Origin of the sequence: Pseudomonas sp. SWRI99 (assembly GCF_014270125.1) — a bacterium.
GTDB classification, from domain to species: Bacteria; Pseudomonadota; Gammaproteobacteria; order Pseudomonadales; family Pseudomonadaceae; genus Aquipseudomonas; species Aquipseudomonas hamedanensis.
Window position 1 is genome coordinate 15561 of sequence record NZ_JABWQR010000013.1, and the last position, 18087, is coordinate 33647.

Consider the following 18087-nt stretch of genomic DNA (forward strand, 5'->3'; position numbering starts at 1 on the left):
CATGTCCTCCGCTGCATCTTTCCGCACAGAAACCGACCTGCTTGGCGCCCTCGAAGTACCCGCTCAAGCGTATTACGGCATCCAGACCCTGCGAGCGGTGAATAACTTCCGTCTCTCCGGCGTTCCGATTTCGCACTACCCGAAACTGGTCGTCGGCCTGGCGATGGTCAAACAGGCCGCCGCTGACGCCAACCGTGAGTTGGGCCATCTGAGCGAAGCCAAGCACGCTGCCATCAGCGAAGCCTGTGCACGATTGATCCGCGGTGATTACCACGAAGAATTCGTGGTCGACATGATTCAGGGTGGCGCTGGTACGTCCACCAACATGAACGCCAACGAAGTGATCGCCAACATTGCTCTTGAAGCCATGGGTCACCAGAAAGGCGAGTACCAGTACCTGCACCCGAACGACGACGTGAACATGGCGCAGTCGACCAACGACGCCTACCCGACCGCGATCCGTCTGGGTCTGTTGCTGGGTCACGACACCCTGCTGGCCAGCCTCGACAGCCTGATCCAGGCGTTCGCGGCCAAGGGGAAAGAGTTCGACCACGTCCTGAAAATGGGCCGTACCCAACTGCAAGACGCCGTGCCGATGACCCTCGGCCAGGAGTTCCGCGCGTTCGCCACCACCATGGGCGAAGACCTCGCGCGTCTGAAGACACTGGCCCCGGAACTGCTGACCGAAGTGAACCTGGGCGGCACTGCGATCGGCACCGGCATCAACGCCGATCCGCGTTATCAGGCGCTGGCGGTTCAGCGTCTGGCGCTGATCAGCGGTCAACCGCTGGTTCCGGCGGCCGACCTGATCGAAGCGACCTCCGACATGGGCGCCTTCGTGCTGTTCTCCGGCATGCTCAAGCGCACCGCGGTCAAGCTGTCGAAGATCTGCAACGACCTGCGCCTGCTGTCCAGCGGCCCACGTACCGGCATCAACGAAATCAACTTGCCAGCGCGTCAGCCAGGCAGTTCGATCATGCCCGGCAAGGTCAACCCGGTGATTCCGGAAGCAGTGAACCAGGTGGCCTTCCAGGTCATCGGCAACGATCTGGCGCTGACCATGGCCGCCGAAGGCGGTCAGCTGCAACTGAACGTGATGGAGCCGCTGATCGCCTTCAAGATCTTCGACTCGATCCGCCTGCTGCAACGCGCCATGGACATGCTGCGCGAACACTGCATCGTCGGCATCACCGCCAACGAAGCGCGCTGCCGTGAACTGGTCGAACATTCGATCGGTCTGGTCACCGCACTGAACCCGTACATCGGCTACAAAAACGCCACGCGCATCGCCGGCCTCGCCCTTGAAAGCGGCCGTGGTGTGCTGGAACTGGTGCGCGAAGAAGGCCTGCTCGATGAAGCCATGCTCGCCGACATCCTGCGCCCGGAAAACATGATTGCCCCGCGCCTGGTTCCGCTCAAAGCCTGAACCGACGCGCACTTGTAGCACCGCTCACCAGGTCGAGGGACTAGACACCTCTCACCTTTTGAGGGCTTGGGGATTTTGTCCCCGAGCCCTTTTTTTTAACTGTTTGAAGGACAAACGTCTTCTGTAGGAGTGAGCCTGCTCGCGATGAACGATGACGCGGTGTGCCATGAGAACCGCAGCGCCTGCATCGCGAGCAGGCTCACTCCTACAAAAGCCCGGCGCCGGTAACGCCGGGTGTTTCAAAGCTTCGTTTCGTCGCTTGCACCACAACCGTGCAGACGGGCGCGCCACTGATCGGTATAGTGCCGCCCCTCTTCGCGTGAGCGGTCGTCGGTAACGAGGCCCAAACCCATGCGAAACCCGAACTAATAACAAAACCCGCGATATGGATCCGGGACGAAACCTTCGCCTCACCCGTCGTGCCGCGCGCAGACCGGTGTAACACGATGTTTCTCCGATCCAGCATTTGCACCCACAAAAAACAGCGAGGAAAAATCCATGCTCGAAGTCATCAACGACTTCCTCTCAGGGAAAGTACTGATCGTGCTCATTGTCGGGCTCGGTAGCTACTTCACGATTCGCTCGCGTTTCGTTCAATTGCGGCATTTCTTCCACATGTTCGCGGTGTTCCGCGACAGCCTCAAAGGCAGCGCCGGACAGCTCAGCTCGTTCCAGGCCTTGATGCTCAGCCTCGCCGGCCGCGTCGGTGCCGGCAACATCGCCGGTGTCGGCATCGCCGTGACCCTCGGTGGTCCGGGTGCGGTGTTCTGGATGTGGGTGACCGCGCTGGTCGGCATGTCCAGCAGCTTCTTCGAATGCACCCTGGCTCAGGTCTACAAGCGCGCCGATGGCGACGGCCTGTACCGCGGCGGCCCGGCCTACTACATCCAGCACGGCCTCAAGCTCAAGGGCATGGCAATAGTGTTCTCCGTTCTGCTGCTGGTTACTTACGGCTTCGCCTTCATTGGCCTGCAGTCCTACACCGTGACTCACTCGCTGCAGAACGCTTTTGACTTCAACCCACAGCACACCGGCATTGTCCTGGCGGTGCTGCTGGCCATCACCTTCATCGGCGGCATCAAGCGCATCGCCTCGGTGTCCGATCTGCTGGTACCGATCAAGACGCTGGCCTATATCGGCGTGACCCTGTACGTGATCGGTACCCAGATCGAACACGTGCCCGCCATGCTGGAAACCATCTTCAAGAGCGCCTTCGGCCTCGACCCGGCCTTTGCCGGCCTGCTCGGCAGCGCCATCGTCATGGGCGTGAAGCGTGGCGTGTTCGCCAACGAAGCGGGCCTGGGCAGTGCGCCGAACGTCGCCGCCGTGGCCGCCGTGAAACACCCGGGCGCGCAGGGCGTGGTCCAGGCTTTCAGTGTGTTCCTCGACACTTTCGTGATCTGCACCTGTACCGCGCTGCTGATCCTGCTGTCGGGCTTCTATACGCCAGGCTTCGAAGGTGACGGCATTGTCCTGACCCAGAACTCGCTCGCCGCCGTGGTCGGTGACTGGGGTCGAATGTTCGTCAGCGTCGCGCTGTCGCTGTTCGTCTTCACCTGCATTCTCTACAACTACTATCTGGGCGAGAACAGCTTGCAGTTCCTCAGCCGCAACCGCGCCCTGCTGATGCTTTTCCGCGGTCTGGTGCTGGCGCTGGTGGTATGGGGTTCGATGCAGGACTTGTCGACCGTGTTCGCCTTTGCCGACATCACCATGACCTGCCTGGCCTTCGTCAACCTGGTGGCCCTGGCCATGCTGTTCAAGGTAGGCCTGCGGGTGATGCGCGACTACGACGAGCAGCGCCGCGCCGGCGTTAAACAGCCAGTGTTCGACTCCAGCAAGTTCGCCGATCTCGATCTGGATCGCAACGCCTGGCCGGTCAACCCGCCGGCAGCTGAGGGCAACACTGAAACTGCGCCGCAAGGCGTACCTGCTGCGCAACGCTGACAGGTAAATGACGGGCGCATCCCCTGCGCCCGTCGGTTATTGTGGTGCAATAACCTGTAGGCGTGAGCCTGCTCGCGATAGCGGTTGATCCGTCGACATTAATGTTGAAAGGGATTCCCCCTTCGCGAGCAGGCTCGCTCCCACAGGGACCTCATCGTTTCGGAGAATCCTATGAATTCGTCGACTTATCCCGCCGCTCAACACGTCATGGTGCTCTACACCGGTGGCACCATCGGCATGCAGGCCAGCGCCAACGGTCTGGCTCCGGCGTCCGGTTTCGAAACACGGATGCGCGACTATCTGCACAGCCAGCCTGAACTCGTCGTACCGCAGTGGCGTTTCCGCGAGATGTCGCCGCTGATCGACAGCGCCAACATGACCCCGGCTTATTGGCAGCAACTGCGCGAAGCGGTGGTCGATGCCGTTGAGGTACAGGGCTGCGACAGCGTGCTGATCCTGCACGGCACCGACACGCTGGCCTACAGCGCGGCCGCGATGAGCTTCCAGTTGCTCGGCCTGCATGCCCGGGTGTGTTTCACCGGCTCGATGTTGCCGGCGGGCGTGACCGACAGCGACGCCTGGGAAAACCTCAGCGGCGCGCTGGTTGCTCTCGGTCGGGGCCTGGCACCGGGTGTGCATCTGTATTTCCACGGTGAGTTGCTGGACCCGACCCGTTGCGCGAAAGTGCGCAGCTTCGGCCGCCATCCGTTCCAACGCCTGGAGCGTCAGGGCGGCGGAGCGAAAGCCGCTTCGATCCCTGCCTCTCTGAACTACAACCAGCCCAGGCAACTGGCGAACGTCGCGGTGCTGCCGCTGTTCCCCGGCATCAGTGCCGAAATCCTCGACGGCCTGCTCGACAGTGGCCTTCAAGGCCTGGTGCTGGAATGTTACGGCAGCGGTACCGGGCCAAGCGACAACCCGCAATTCCTCGCCAGCCTCGCCCGCGCGCGGGATAGCGGCGTGGTGGTGGTCGCGGTCACGCAGTGCCATGAAGGTGGCGTGGAACTGGATGTTTACGAGGCCGGTAGCCGTTTGCGCGGCGTGGGTGTGTTGTCCGGTGGGGGCATGACGCGGGAAGCGGCGTTTGGCAAATTGCATGGGTTGCTGGGTGCCGGGTTGGAAACAGCTGAAGTGCGCCGACTGATCGAACTGGATCTCTGCGGCGAACTGATCTGAACTGACACAAGTCCCTGCGGGATCACACCACTGTGGCGAGGGAGCTTGCTCCCGCTCGGCTGCGAAGCAGTCGCAAGGTTTGGGATTGCTGCGCAATCCAGCGGGAGCAAGCTCCCTCGCCACAATAAAGTGTGTTCATCTGGATATTCGTACGGCATATAACTTGCTGCATTCCAGCTATCTCCAGACTGGAAGATCCCATGCTCCACTCCCACCTCACTACCCTCAACGCCGTCTCGCTGATCCTCAACACGTTCAAGGCCGAAGGCCTGTCGAGCGAGGCGCTATTGGCCGGCAGCGGCATCGTAGCGGCGGATCTGCAGCGTGCCGACACGCGTATCACCACCCATCAGGAAATGCAGGTCTGCACCAACGCCGTCGCGCTCAAGCGTGACATCGGCCTCGAACTAGGCCGGCGCATGCACGTGTCCTGTTACGGCATGCTCGGATATGCACTGCTGACTTGTGCCACCTTCGGTGACGCTTTGCGTTTGGCGATCCGCTATCCGGCGCTGTTGGGAACACTTTTCGAACTGAGCCTGGAAGACGCTGGCGAACAGGTCTGGTTCGTCGCCGCCGATTATCGCGAAAGCCCGGCCATGGCCGTGTTCAATGCCGAATTTTGCCTGGTCTCGCTGAAAGTCATCTGCGACGACTTGCTCGGCCATCCGCTGCCGCTACGCGCCACGCGTTTCGAACATGCCGCGCCGGACTACCGGGACAGCTATGCCGACCCCTTCGACTCGCCCTTGCACTTTTCGGCGAAAGACAACGCGTTCGCTTTTGACCGTCACTGGCTGGATCAACCGTTGCCACTGGCCGACGCCATTACCCATCAAGCCATGGCTGAGCGCTGCCGCAAGCAGAATCTGGAATTTACCGGGCGCCAGGCCTGGCTGGGGCGGATTCGGCAGTTGCTCGGCGCGCAATTGAATGCCGCGCCGGGGCTGGAAGGTTTGGCGCAGCAGATGAAATGCTCGCCGCGTACCTTGCGCCGACATCTGAAAGACATGGGCAGCAGTTATCAGGAACTGCTCGATGAACTGCGCTTCGAGCGGGCCAAGCAGATGTTGTGTGAGGATCAACTGCCGATCTATCGGATTGCCGAGACGCTGGGTTTCAGCGAGACGGCGAGTTTTCGTCATGCGTTTGTGCGCTGGAGTGGTGTGGCGCCGAGTCAGTTTCGCCCGCATTGATATCCCTTTGTAGGAGTGAGCCTGCTCGCGATAGCCATTTATCATCCAACATTTTTGTTGGCTGACAGACCGCTATCGCGAGCAGGCTCACTCCTACAAGGGTTCGTATTTCACCCCTCAGCCTGCGTCAACGAGGGGCGAATTGCGGTCACAGGTTTTGGCCATATCAATCCCCTTTTGGCCGCTCCCGACGTTCTCCGATTCGCCGTGCACCGCAACACTGAGGTCAACCGAATCAGCCTTGCGGAGAACAACAAATGCTGACGATCTACTCAGATGATCACCACCTGCACCATGGCCGCTGTGAACTCATCGATGGCCAGCTCAAACCGTGTTTCGAGATGCCTTCGCGCGCCGACCATGTGCTGCAACGCGTACAGCAGCAGAACCTCGGTGCGGTCCAGGCGCCAAAGGACTTCGGTCTGGAACCAATCGCACGCATTCACAGCCGCGACTATCTGGAATTTTTCAAAGGCGCGTGGGATCGCTGGACCGCGTTCAACACCGACGGTGACTTGCTGCCGTACACCTGGCCGGCGCGCACCCTGCGGGCGATCAAACCGACCAGCCTGCACGGCCAGCTCGGCTATTACAGCTTCGACGGCGGCGCGCCGATCACCGCCGGCACCTGGCAAGCGGCATACAGCGCGGCGCAGGTGGCACTGACCGCGCAAGCACACATACAGGCCGGCGCACACAGTGGCTTCGCCTTGTGCCGCCCGCCGGGACACCACGCCGCCAGCGATTTGATGGGCGGTTATTGCTACCTCAACAACGCCGCTATCGCCGCCCAGGCCTTTCTCGATCAGGGCCACAAAAAGGTTGCGATCCTCGATGTCGACTACCACCACGGCAACGGCACGCAGTCGATCTTCTATGACCGCAGCGACGTGCTGTTCACTTCGATCCATGGCCATCCGGAAGCCGAGTTTCCGTTCTTCCTCGGCTATGACGACGAGCGCGGCGAAGGCGCTGGCGAAGGGTTCAACTTCAACTATCCGCTGCCGGCCGGTTCCGGCTGGGATGTGTGGAGCGCGGCGCTGGATCGGGCCTGCAACGAGATCGACCGCTATGCTGCTGACGTCATCGTCGTCTCACTCGGCGTTGACACGTTCAAGGACGACCCGATCTCGCAGTTCAAACTCGACAGCCCGGATTACCTGGCCATGGGCAAACGCATTGCCGCCCTCGGCAAGCCGACGCTGTTTGTCATGGAAGGTGGCTATGCGGTGGAAGAAATCGGCATCAACGCGGTGAACGTGCTGGAAGGTTTTGAACAATGAAAAAGCGACTGATCACCTCGGCGCTGTGCGCCGCGATGCTGAGCGCTGGCGCCCACGCCGAAGAACGCACCCTGCGCGTCTAAAACTGGTGCACTTAAAAATGACGCGATCACTGTGACGAGGGCTGCCTCGCCACAGTGATCGCGCGTACGGGCTTTTTTGGCCGGCGATATTTATCTACCGCACGACCTTTCCACGGCCGCTTTAGCCTGCTCCGATTCCGCGCCTTCCGGCGCTCCAATCAGAGCAGGTAGTGCCCATGTCCGAAATGCCCACACCCAGTGCCGTTGATGTCGTAACCCAACTGGTCACTGGACCGTCGTTGCGCGAGGTCGCCTCGAAGACACTGCGCCCGGCACTCGAGACGCTGTATCCGCAACTTGATCTTGATCCGCAACTGACCCTGGTGGTGACACCTGCCTGGGTTGTCGTCGGCGACCGGGTCATCCCCGGAGACAATCAAATCGAGTCCCTGACCGGCGTTCTGGTACGGCTCGCCCTGTCTGGCTCCAGCGTGACCTACATCGATGGCGAACATTTCCTGGCCCGGGAGGCCGAGCTGCTCTCGCCCATTCATCTGCCGGTGAAAATCGCCGCCATCGGTTGCCTGCTCAACGAACTGGCGCCGTTACTGTTCATTGCCTATCAAGAGCAGCAGGTTGACTACTGGGACGATTTCACCTACCCGGGTCAACCGCGCTGGCAGCAAATGTCAGATGCCTTGCGCAATGTTTGGAATGTCGATGCAAGCCTTGGCTGGGATGCCGACCAGTGCGCCATGGCCCAGGCTGTTTTCAACCACCCGGACAAGCTTCAGCGAGTCGCGGACCCATACCAGACGCGAGCCTGCCTGATCGACATCGACCAGGACGAGGGTACTGACCGCCGTCACAGGATGATGCTCGATACGGCGGTCATTATCGGGACGGTTGAAAAACGTACATTGATCGTGACCCACTCGGTGGTCAACGGCTTCCAGCGCTTCGATTCGGTGGAGGACATCGCCAAGGCGTTGCCGCGCCGCTTTCGGCAAGGAACCCCCGGCGCCAGCTTCAAATGGCGCCTGGTCGAGCCCCAAGGCCTTTTTTTCGACCATCAGGCCTGCACCTTGATTGCCCTTGAGGCCGACGCCCTCGGCGCAATCAATTTTTTCGAGGGTTCGACCCTCTCCAACCTGTTCCCTCATTCCGGCGCAACCGGCAATCCTGATCGCCCGACACCACGTCTGGAGCCGCACATCGAGCGCCTGCGCCCGTTGCTGCCCGACTGGCTGAGCAACGCTCCGGCGGCCGACCAGACCCGTTACAGCCGCCATCTGCTGGATCTGACAACCGTCCAGCATGAACACAACGGCAAGACCTTTCAGAGCGAACTGGCCAGCCTGCAAACGTTTACCCGCGATGCCCTGACACAACAAATACGCAAGGACCATCCCACCGCCAGTGAGGTAAACCTTGATGACATCGAAATCAGTATTACCAGCCTGCAGGTCTGGGGCACGTTCGTCTGGCCAGGCAATACCCAGACCCAGTCCCTGTCGCTGATGGATCTGGCCCTGCAAAACCTCGCGGGACAGCCGTTGGGCAACAAGACCGTCCGCTACAAAGACGCCAGCGCCGTCCCGGACTGGATGACCGTGGCCTATGTCGAATCGCTGGTGAATACGGTCAACATTGGTGAAACCTACCCGGCATACTTGAAAAAGCACTTGGTCGACGACATCCGGCAGGCCACTTCGCTGCAAGCGCTGTACACCAGCCAGTTGGCTATCGAACTGCCGCTGCTGGCGTTGCAACACAAGATTCGGGCCCGCGCCGGCATCGATGAGCTGGGTTACCGGTATGTCGTCGCAGCATTGGCCAATACCCACGGCACGCGCCACGTCGATGGCCATGAGATCGTCATCCGTGAACTGGCATTCGTCGCCCATCGAAGCACATCGCGGGCCGATAAGGTCGCCAACATGTATGTCATCGGCCCGCGGGAAACGGACAAAGGTCCCTGCGTGCTCTATCAGCCGTTGTTCGAGCAGACGCTGCTGCAGTACCCCAGCCACGCCAACCTGCTGTATGCCATTGAGCATTCACGGCAACTGCGCGAATCGGTACTCGCCTGGCTGCCGGATGACGCGCGATTCAACTACAGCCAGTTCGTGTTCACGGCCAGCCTGCCTTCGGTCTGGACAATCCCGCAATTGCTCGTCAACCCAAGTACGGCCCTCGACATGTCGGGGCCGGTAGCACTGGGCACCCCAGCGATCGAAAGCGATGTGCTGACGACACTGCACAAGGCCAATGTCCAGGCCATCATCGCCCAGGCTGACCGCCAGTCAGTGTCCAACGCCGAAGCGCGCTGGGCCTCGCTCAAACGTGGCGGCTGGGCAATGTTCAACGCAGCCCTGCCGTTTCTCGGGCGCAGTGTCGGCACGGCCGCCTGGATCTGGCAGATCCTGGATGACCTTCAGGAAGTCAGCGACGAGGCCAATCAGCAACCCGGCAAGGTCGCCTGGAGCGCCATCGCCGACATTCTGCTGGCGTTGGGCATGGTGCTGGCCCACCGCGCAGCCGTGGGCAACAGGCCGTTACCCGAGTCGAAACCAGCAACGATAACGGAAGAGATGACGGAAGAGATGACGCCACTCCCGACAGCACCGCTAAAACTCATCGAGCCGCTACGCTTACCCGATATCACCGGCACGGAGCTGTCGGCCAATCATGAAGCATCGCTCAACGGTGTCGCGGCATTGAAACGTTCGCCCGTGGCGCTCAACGAATTACTCGACCGCTTCAAGATTGACAAACCCAAGGCGCTCGGCACAGCCGCCAGCACAGGCGCGCATCGTTTTCTCCATGCGCATCAAGAGCGCTGGTACGCGCCGGTTGGCGAGCGTTGGTTCGAGGTGATGCTCAATGAGCACGGGGATGTGCAGATCATCGACTCACGCCAGCCTCCCCCTCGTGTCGGACCATTGCTCAGCCGGGCCGGCGGTGCGCAGTGGGTGATCGATCTGCGCTTGCGTCTGCGCGGTGGCGGGCTGTCCGCACGCCGGCGCAAGGCAAGAGAAAAACGCAACACGCATATCGAGGCACTGAAAACCGACATCACAGCATTCGACCAAACGATGCAAACCAAGGAAACACGTCTACAGGAAGACCGTCAGGCCTTGCAAACAGCCCTCCCGGCAACACGTGCGCAGGCACGCGAACGCTACCTGGCTACCCTCGTCTCGCAAAGTCAGGCGTACGAGGCGATCATCGAAAAGATCAAGGCATTGCAGCTGGAAGAATCCATTCCCAATTATCGTACGGTCATGATCGAGCGGCTGGAGATGCAGCTGTTCCTGGGGCAAGAGTGGCTGAGTCAAAATATCCCGGAGTATCAGCAACAGCTGCAATCGGTGATGGCAATGATCGCCAGTGGAACCCGCGCCGACGACCAGGCGTACATTCAGGCCCAGGAAGTCACGACCGACCAGACCCAAAAGATCATTGAAAAAATCGAATTCGCCCAGACACGCTTCGAAGAACTGGAACGACTGGGGAAGGAAGCCGTCGAGGTCCGTCTTACCTACAGCGAGGCACTGCCGGGCTACGAGTTGCACGATCTCAAGCTGCTGCAAATCAGCCTTGCGGAAAATATTTGCCTCAAGACCGGCACTACCGCAGCCCATGCCGATGCGAGAAAGGTCCTCGCCGAGCTCATCGAAGATGCTGCGCTGAACATTCAGAGTTCGCTGAGCCTCATCGAGGACGAAAGCCTGATCGATCTGCGTGAACGGATTGATGCGCTGAGCAACGTTTGCGAACAATTCAGCGCGGTCGATCAACGCTTCGCCGACTTCGCCGAAGAATATCCAGAGCAGATCAACACCGAGCGGTTGGCACACGTGCGCAAACGGGTGGTCGAGTTCAAGGCGCGCAGCGACGTACGGCTCGCCGACCTGCTGCGCAACAAGCACGTACTGGAGCCGTTACCGGGTCCCTCCAGGCCAGCACCGGCGGCAGGGAACCGAAAGATCATCAAAACCCGCTTCAAGGGGACATTGGTTGGCGAACGGAAAAAAAGCCTCAACGGCGAGGACACCGATCTGGTCGAGGTGCGCACCCAACTGACCGGCGTCATCGCCACCTTTCATGAAAAATCACCAGGGGAATGGGTCGAACATGTCACCTCGACTCCGACGCCTGCCAAGACCGTACCCAGTGTCGAAGAAAGCGTCGCGTCAGCGACGGCACTGGTGGACGGCTTAGCGCAGTTTTATCGACAGAACGAGGCTCACATCAAGCGAGGCGCGCGGATCCCGGTGGAGATCGAAGAAATCTACCATCAACACGCGGCGCGTTTACGCCGCGCTGGCGATGCCATCGATGCGGCACTGACCGCAGCGAACCAAAGTGCAGACTCGACAGGATCAGCCGAGAGGCTTGGGCATTCGCTCAGTGAAGCGGCAACCGCGCTTTATGAAAAAGGTACTGCGGCGCGCATCCAGCTGATCAAGCAACAGCCGCCGACGGCCGCTCGGGTGCAGTGGTTGAAAAGTCGCAACGACGTGCGCATCGCCAAGACCGTTACCCGACGCCTGCTCAAGGGTTCGCGACGGGACTATATGGACGAATACGAAGTCCGCGATAAAGACGGCGGGGTGCTGTGGTACGCCCATTTCCATTATGCCAACGCCAACGACGCGGTCAGTGCGTTCACCGCTGGGCACATGAAAACCGCCGCCCAACGGCGTTTGGGCCGAGCGTTCTATCAACAAGGCAAAAGCAACGAAGAGCTCATCGAAATTTACCGCAGCAAAATTGACAGCACCCTGGCGCAAGCGTTGTTCTTCAGCCCTGCCACGCCTGGCGCAAGCGCGCCAGTGCAGCGCTGATGGCCGCTTCGGGCACGGCAGCGAACCCCAACACCAGTCCGGCGCGCTGCAACAGGGGCGTCGCCGAGTCGGCTAGCCAATAACTGCTCAAACCGTTGATTTCCACGTCCGCGCGAGCGGCCAGTTCGATCAACTGCTGCTCGCGCTCGATGCTGTCCACCGCCACGGTCAGGTGCAGTCCGGCCGAGGCCGCGGGAAGACTGCCCACACCGGCAACCGCCGCCGGCCAACCGGCAAGCAGCGCATTGCGCCGACTCAGCGCCGCACGGCGCATGCGCCGGATATGCCGTTGGAAATGCCCGGCGGCCATGAACTCGGCCATGACTGCTTGCGTACTGACTTCCGAATGCCGGACGTCGACCGCGCGGCGTTGCGCAAACGCATGCACCAGCCCCGGTGGCAAGACCAGATAGCCGAGGCGCAGCGCCGGGAACGCCACCTTGCCGAAGGTGCCGACATAGAGCACGCGTCCCTGCCGGTCGAGCGCGGCCAAGGGCGCCAGCGGCGCGCCGGTGTAGCGGTATTCGCCGTCATAGTCGTCTTCGACGATCCAGCCATCGGTGCGCTCGGCCCAGGCGAGCAGCTCCAGGCGTCGGGCCAGGCTCATGACCACGCCGGTCGGGTATTGATGGGAGGGCGTCACGTAGGCCACGCGACAGTCGCTGAGGCGAGCCATTTCGTTGCAATCGATGCCTTCGCTGTCGACACGGATCCCATGCAAGCGTGCACCCGCCACGGCAAAGGCATGACCTGCCGCACGGTAGCCAGGATTTTCGATTGCTACGCCGCTTCCCGGCTCGACCAGCAACTGTGCACAAAGGCTGATGCCCTGCTGCGCACCACTGGTGATCACTATTTGCTCAGCGGCACATTGCATGCCACGCGAGCTGCGCAAATAGGCCGCGATCATCGTGCGCAGTCGCGCATCACCCGCCGGATCGCCGTAACAGAGTTGCTGCAGATCCGGTTTGCGCCAGAAAGCCGCATTCAGCTTGGCCCAGACCTCGAAAGGAAACAGGTCAAACGCCGGAACGCCAACCCGAAAAGCCCGCGGCGGACCGCTCGGCGGGCGAGGCAAATGGTGTTTTTCGATGCGGGAAAAACCGCCACTGTGGATAACTTTACTGGATGGATTTACAGGAAAATCCAGCCATTCTGTGGATAAGGCTGTGGGTAAGCCTGTTGACAAACCTGTGGATGGTTTTGTGGATAATTTTTTCGTTGGGATCAACGCCGGGGTCAATCGAGCAACGTAGGTGCCATCGCCGACGCGCCCCTCGATAAACCCCTCGGCATATAACTGATCGTAGGCGCGTACGACACTGTTGCGCGAGATACCCAGGGCCCCCGCCAGATCACGACTGGCCGGTAACCGCGTGCCGCTGGCCAGACGCCCATCAAGCACGCGCAGGCGCAACGCCTGATAGAGCTGGCGGCTCAAGCCTTGGCGGCGATCGAGCGCTATACCGGCCGGGTTGAAGGGCATCGACAACGGTGGCGAATCAGGCATGGCAATGGACCTATGAAATTGGCCATCAATGGCTCTTACAACAGACCAATAGCCTGCCTAGGATGCAGGCATTCGCCAAGGAAAATCTGCTCATGTACACGCCACGCGCCTTTGCCATCGAAGAGTTGTCCCAACTGCACGAACTGATCCTCGCCACGCGCCTGGCCATTCTGCTCAGCCACGGCGAAAACGGTCTGCAAGCCAGCCATGTGCCGGTACTGCTGCATTGCGAGCAAGGCGAGTACGGCACGCTGTACGGGCATCTGGCCAAGGCCAATCCGCAGTGGAAAGACCTGCGTGACGGCGCCGAGGCGATGCTGATTTTTGCTGGCCCAGACGCCTACGTCAGCCCCGGCTTCTACCCGAGCAAGGCCGAGCACGGCAAAGTCGTGCCGACCTGGAATTATGTCGCGGTGCATGCCTATGGCCATGCCGAAACCTTCAGCGACGGCGGGCGCCTGCTCGACATCGTCAGCACCTTGACCAACCGCCATGAAGCGGGCCGCGCTCAGCCCTGGTCAGTCGACGACGCGCCGGCCGATTACATTGACGGGATGCTCAAAGCCATCGTCGGTTTCGCCATCCCCATCGACCGTCTCGAGGGCAAGCGCAAGCTCAGCCAGAACCGCAGCGCCGCCGACATTGCCGGCGTGCGTGATGGCCTCGCCGCCAGCCCGGACGCCGACGATCAAACCCTCGCCCGCTTGATGCGCTAAGGAAAAATCACCATGACCCGGATCGACATTCGCACGGTCAGCGCCGCTGATCACGCCGCGTGGCTGCCGCTGTGGCAGGCCTACCTGCGCTTCTACAACACCGACCTGCCGGAGGCCGTCAGCGAGAGTACCTGGCAGCGCTTTCTAGACCCGACCGAACCAACGCATGCGGCGCTGGCCTGGGCCGATGGCAGGGCGCTGGGCATGGTGCATTACATTTATCACCGCTCGAACTGGAGCATCGAAAACTCCTGCTATCTGCAGGATTTGCTGGTGGTCCCCGAGTCGCGTGGCACCGGAGTCGGTCGCCTGCTGATCGAACATGTCTATGCGACCGCCAAGGCTGATGGTTGCTGCAAAGTCCATTGGCTGACGCACGAAACCAACGCCACGGCGATCCAGCTCTACGAGCGCATCGCTGAACGCCCGGGCTTCATCCAGTTTCGCAAAGCTCTTTAAGGAGGTGCGCATGACCGCTTCACTCGCTGACTGGAAAGGCGTACCCGCCCCTTCCGCCACCCTGCTCGAGGGCCGCTTCATTCGTCTGGAAAAACTCGATCCGGCGCGTCATGCCGACGAACTGTACGCCGCCCTCGAAGGCCCCGGCGCTGATCCGAAACTCTGGGACTATTTGCCTTACGGTCCGTTCGCCCAGCGCAGTGCGTTCGACGCCTGGCTGAACAACCACGCGGTCAACAGCGACCCCTATTTTTTCAGCGTCATCGACAACGCTACGGGTCAGGTGCAGGGCATTCTCAGCCTGATGTCGATTGTCCCGGCGCAGGGCCGTATCGAAATCGGCCACGTCACCTTCGGCGCACCGATGCAGCGTTCACCCAAAAGTACCGAGGCGGTGTATTTGTTGGCCAGGTACGCGTTCGAACTCGGCTACCGTCGGCTGGAATGGAAGTGCAACAACGGCAACGCCCGCTCCCGATACGCCGCCGAGCGTCTGGGCTTCAGCTTCGAAGGCGTGTTCCGTCAGCACATGGTGGTCAAGGGACAGAACCGCGATACGGCGTGGTTCTCGATGCTGGATTCGGAGTGGCCGGCGATCGGCGCAGGGTTTGAGCGTTGGCTGTCAGAGGCGAATCAGACCACGTCGGGGCAACTGAAAACCCTGGCCGAATGCCGAATCTGAATGTCACAGATAGCCCTGTGGGAGCGAGCCTGCTCGCGAAAGCGGTGTATCGGTCAATGCCTATGCAACTGATCCGCCGCCTTCGCGAGCAGGCTCGCTCCCACAATGGACCGTGTATGGCTTAACAACCGAGTTTTTGCGCCAGCACCGCAATATGTTCCGGCCCGATCCCGCAGCAGCCACCCAGATGGCTGGCGCCGCGCAGTTGCCAGTCCAGCGCCCAGTGCAGATAACCCGGCGGATCGAGATCATCGCGCAACGGATCGAGCCCGTCGTTGGCCGTGGCTTCCTTGGGCTGTGGTGGAAAGGCGTTGGCGTAAGCGCCAATATTGATAGCCACCCCAAGACGCTGGAAAGTGTCGCGCGCCGCATCAATCGCCGCACCAATCACTTCCGGCTGGCTGCAATTGAACAGCAGCGTCTGCACACCCAGTTCCGCCGCCGCAGCAGCCGCTTCGGCCACAGGCTCACCGGAGCGCAAGCGCGGTACTTCATCGGTGTCTTCATCTTTGAGGGTGAACGACAGCCAGAATGGCTTGCCATCCTTCGGCAGACCGGCGTGGATGGCGCGCGCCTCGACGATGGAACTCTGGGTCTCCGCCAGCCATAGATCGACGTGGGGAGCCAGCCCCTGAACCAGCGGCGTCAGCAACTCGGTCACGCGATCGGCTTCGAACAGGTCTGGACGGTACGAGCCAAACAGCGGCGGCAACGAGCCGGCCACTCGCACGGCTTTGCCCGACGCCTGCACGGCGCGCTGCGCCAGCTCCCCGGCCAGCGCCGCCAGCGCCTGGCCTTCAGCGGCAAATCGTGCCTCGCCAATGTGAAACGGCACCACCGCATAGCTGTTGCTGGTGATTACGTTGGCGCCACTGGCGATGTAGGCGGCATGCACGGCCTCGACCGCTTGCGGCGCCTCGCTCAGTGCCAGTGCCGACCACTCGGGCTGGCGGAACGGCGCACCCGCGCGTTGCAACTCTCGGCCCATGCCGCCATCAAGAATGACCGTATCTGCTGCGCCCATATGCTTTTCACTCATATGCTTATGAAAATAACTCACTATCAGAGTCGTTCTTATAACTATTTAATACGCACCACTCGGTTAATAACAACCTCTTTTTTCAACAGGGATCGACTGTGAAATTCCAACCGCTATTGGCCTTGGGCCTGACGATACTGGCCGCCTCTACCCAAGCCTTCGGCGGCGCGACGCTGGATCGCATCGAGGCGAAAAAAGAGCTGGTCGGCGTGCTGATGGAAAGCTATCCGCCCTTCTCGTTTCTCAATGAGCAGAATCAGCTCGACGGCTTCGACGTCGACGTGGCCAAAGCCGTGGCCGAGAAACTCGGGGTCAAGTTGCGCCTCGAAACCCCGTCCTGGGACGTGATTGCCGCCGGCCGCTGGAGCGGGCGCTACGACATCTGCATTTGCTCGATGACCCCGAGCAAGGCCCGCGCCGAAGTGTTCGACTTCCCCGTCGAGTACTACGCCTCGCCAGCGGTGATCGTGGTCAACGCCAAGGATGAGCGCATTCACAGCGCCAAAGACCTGAGCGGCAAAAAAATCGGCCTGACCAGCGCCTCCAGCTATGAAAGCTATCTGAACAAGAACCTGGTCATCGAAGGCGCCGAGGACACGCAACTGCAATATCCGTTCGAGGATGTGCAGATCGCGCCTTACGACACCGACAACGTCGCCTTCCAGGACCTGGGCCTGGGCGCCGGGGTGCGGCTGGATGCGATTCTCACCAATCTGGTCACCGCGCAGCCGCGTCTGAACCAGGACCCACGCTTCAAACTGGCCGGCGAACCGCTGTACTCCGAGCCAAACTCGGTGGCCATCGAAAAAGGTGATCCACAGTGGGACGGCAAAGTGCGCGAGGTGTTTGCCCAGCTCAAACAGGACGGCACGCTGAGCAAGCTTTCGCAGAAATGGATCGGCGCCGATATCAGTCGATGACTTCTTTTCCGCCTCCGCCACAGCCACCGCAACCGGTGGCTGAATCGCGCCTGCAAAGGCTGTTCGGCTTTCGCACCCGGCTGTACCTGACCTGGTTCGCGCTGTTCTGCCTGTTTGCCGGATTTTTTCTGAGCTTCGATCTGAAGTTCGCGATCATCCTCGACAAGCTGCCCAATCTCGTCGGTCTTAAACTGGCGCCTAATGGCTTTCTGCAAGGTGCAGCGCTGACGCTGTTCCTGTGCGCCTGCTCAATTATCGCTTCGTCACTGCTGGGCTTTGTTACCGCTCTGGCACGTCTGTCGAATAGCGCCGTGGCGTTCGGCATCGCCAGTTTCTACACCTCGTTCTTTCGCGGCACGCCATTGCTGATCCAGATCCTGCTGATCTACCTCGGCCTGCCGCAACTGGGCATCGTGCCCGGCGCGATTGTCGCCGGCATCATTGCCCTGTCGCTGAATTACGGCGCCTACCTGAGCGAAATCTTCCGCGCCGGCATCGTCGGGGTCGATCACGGCCAACGCGAAGCGTCGCTGGCGCTTGGCCTGCGTGAAAGTGTGATCTTCTGGCGCATCACCCTGCCCCAAGCGATGCGCACCATCATTCCGCCGACCACCAACCAGTTCATCTCGATGCTCAAGGACTCCTCGCTGATCTCGGTGATGGGCGTCTGGGAAGTGATGTTTCTCGCACAATCGTATGGCCGTTCGAGCTATCGCTACATCGAGATGCTGACCACCGCGGCGATCATCTACTGGCTGATGTCGATCGGGCTGGAACTCATCCAGGCGCGGATGGAGCGGCACTACGGCAAGGCGTATTTGCGGCGCAGCTGAGGGGGGGCGACGCGGTTCAAAGGT

Annotated in this window: 13 protein-coding genes; 11 read left to right on the plus strand and 2 right to left on the minus strand. The window is 60.9% G+C overall.

Annotation, left to right across the window (positions count from 1 at the left end; translation table 11 throughout):
* Position 1 precedes the first annotated feature (1 nt).
* The 6 genes from aspA (at position 2) to HU743_RS12575 (ending at position 11904) form a co-directional block, all read left to right on the plus strand.
* Positions 2-1426 carry an aspartate ammonia-lyase gene (gene aspA, locus HU743_RS12550; protein WP_186546138.1) on the plus strand — a complete coding sequence of 475 codons (1425 nt, stop codon included), beginning with the start codon at positions 2-4 and terminating at the stop codon, positions 1424-1426.
* Between the two features lie 498 nt (positions 1427-1924).
* Positions 1925-3373, plus strand: coding sequence for an alanine/glycine:cation symporter family protein (locus tag HU743_RS12555; protein ID WP_186618786.1), 1449 nt, complete (start codon positions 1925-1927; stop codon positions 3371-3373).
* 171 nt (positions 3374-3544) lie between these two features.
* Positions 3545-4549, plus strand: a complete 1005-nt coding sequence (locus tag HU743_RS12560) for an asparaginase (RefSeq protein ID WP_186648937.1) — start codon at positions 3545-3547, stop codon at positions 4547-4549.
* Between the two features lie 200 nt (positions 4550-4749).
* Complete coding sequence (locus HU743_RS12565; protein WP_186648939.1) at positions 4750-5745, plus strand: AraC family transcriptional regulator; 996 nt, start codon at positions 4750-4752, stop codon at positions 5743-5745.
* 257 nt (positions 5746-6002) lie between these two features.
* The gene (locus HU743_RS12570; protein WP_186648941.1) at positions 6003-7028 is read left to right on the plus strand and encodes a histone deacetylase family protein; all 1026 of its coding nucleotides are present in this window, start codon (positions 6003-6005) and stop codon (positions 7026-7028) included.
* Positions 7029-7287: 259 nt separating this feature from the next.
* Positions 7288-11904 carry a DUF6543 domain-containing protein gene (locus HU743_RS12575; RefSeq protein ID WP_186648943.1) on the plus strand — a complete coding sequence of 1539 codons (4617 nt, stop codon included), beginning with the start codon at positions 7288-7290 and terminating at the stop codon, positions 11902-11904.
* Here HU743_RS12575 and HU743_RS12580 read toward each other — a convergent pair.
* A complete protein-coding gene (locus HU743_RS12580; protein ID WP_186648945.1) occupies positions 11861-13414 on the minus strand; it encodes a PLP-dependent aminotransferase family protein in 1554 nt (517 codons plus the stop codon). The genes HU743_RS12575 and HU743_RS12580 overlap by 44 nt on opposite strands.
* 92 nt (positions 13415-13506) lie before the next feature.
* On the opposite strand from HU743_RS12580, the gene HU743_RS12585 reads away from it, so the two are divergent.
* Genes HU743_RS12585 through HU743_RS12595 form a run of 3 tightly spaced genes read left to right on the plus strand, consistent with a single transcriptional unit; the run spans position 13507 to position 15271 of the window.
* A complete protein-coding gene (locus HU743_RS12585) occupies positions 13507-14130 on the plus strand; it encodes an FMN-binding negative transcriptional regulator (protein ID WP_186648947.1) in 624 nt (207 codons plus the stop codon).
* A gap of 12 nt (positions 14131-14142) precedes the next feature.
* The gene (locus tag HU743_RS12590; RefSeq protein WP_186546147.1) at positions 14143-14589 is read left to right on the plus strand and encodes a GNAT family N-acetyltransferase; all 447 of its coding nucleotides are present in this window, start codon (positions 14143-14145) and stop codon (positions 14587-14589) included.
* A 10-nt stretch (positions 14590-14599) separates the two neighbouring features.
* Entirely contained in the window at positions 14600-15271 is a 672-nt protein-coding gene (locus tag HU743_RS12595; protein ID WP_186648949.1) for a GNAT family protein, read from the plus strand.
* A gap of 121 nt (positions 15272-15392) precedes the next feature.
* On the opposite strand, the gene HU743_RS12600 is transcribed toward HU743_RS12595, so the two are convergent.
* Positions 15393-16295 carry a homocysteine S-methyltransferase family protein gene (locus HU743_RS12600; RefSeq protein WP_186648951.1) on the minus strand — a complete coding sequence of 301 codons (903 nt, stop codon included), beginning with the start codon at positions 16293-16295 and terminating at the stop codon, positions 15393-15395.
* Positions 16296-16408: 113 nt separating this feature from the next.
* Here HU743_RS12600 and HU743_RS12605 point away from each other — a divergent pair, with 113 nt between their 5' ends.
* Positions 16409-17230 carry a transporter substrate-binding domain-containing protein gene (locus HU743_RS12605; protein WP_186648952.1) on the plus strand — a complete coding sequence of 274 codons (822 nt, stop codon included), beginning with the start codon at positions 16409-16411 and terminating at the stop codon, positions 17228-17230.
* Positions 17227-18063: an amino acid ABC transporter permease gene (locus HU743_RS12610; RefSeq protein WP_186648954.1), complete on the plus strand. Its 837-nt coding sequence runs from the start codon at positions 17227-17229 to the stop codon at positions 18061-18063. Before HU743_RS12605 ends, HU743_RS12610 begins: the two co-directional genes overlap by 4 nt.
* Positions 18064-18087: the final 24 nt, after the last annotated feature.

Bases quoted from the DNA above. Each gene is read 5' to 3' on its own strand.
- HU743_RS12555 (WP_186618786.1), top strand. From the start codon at position 1,925: ATGCTCGAAGTCATCAACGACTTCCTCTCAGGGAAAGTACTGATCGTG.
- HU743_RS12590 (WP_186546147.1), top strand. From the start codon at position 14,143: ATGACCCGGATCGACATTCGCACGGTCAGCGCCGCTGATCACGCCGCG.
- HU743_RS12575 (WP_186648943.1), top strand. From the start codon at position 7,288: ATGTCCGAAATGCCCACACCCAGTGCCGTTGATGTCGTAACCCAACTG.
- HU743_RS12560 (WP_186648937.1), top strand. From the start codon at position 3,545: ATGAATTCGTCGACTTATCCCGCCGCTCAACACGTCATGGTGCTCTAC.
- aspA (WP_186546138.1), top strand. From the start codon at position 2: ATGTCCTCCGCTGCATCTTTCCGCACAGAAACCGACCTGCTTGGCGCC.
- HU743_RS12570 (WP_186648941.1), top strand. From the start codon at position 6,003: ATGCTGACGATCTACTCAGATGATCACCACCTGCACCATGGCCGCTGT.
- HU743_RS12600 (WP_186648951.1), bottom strand. From the start codon at position 16,295: ATGGGCGCAGCAGATACGGTCATTCTTGATGGCGGCATGGGCCGAGAG.
- HU743_RS12610 (WP_186648954.1), top strand. From the start codon at position 17,227: ATGACTTCTTTTCCGCCTCCGCCACAGCCACCGCAACCGGTGGCTGAA.
- HU743_RS12595 (WP_186648949.1), top strand. From the start codon at position 14,600: ATGACCGCTTCACTCGCTGACTGGAAAGGCGTACCCGCCCCTTCCGCC.
- HU743_RS12565 (WP_186648939.1), top strand. From the start codon at position 4,750: ATGCTCCACTCCCACCTCACTACCCTCAACGCCGTCTCGCTGATCCTC.
- HU743_RS12580 (WP_186648945.1), bottom strand. From the start codon at position 13,414: ATGCCTGATTCGCCACCGTTGTCGATGCCCTTCAACCCGGCCGGTATA.
- HU743_RS12585 (WP_186648947.1), top strand. From the start codon at position 13,507: ATGTACACGCCACGCGCCTTTGCCATCGAAGAGTTGTCCCAACTGCAC.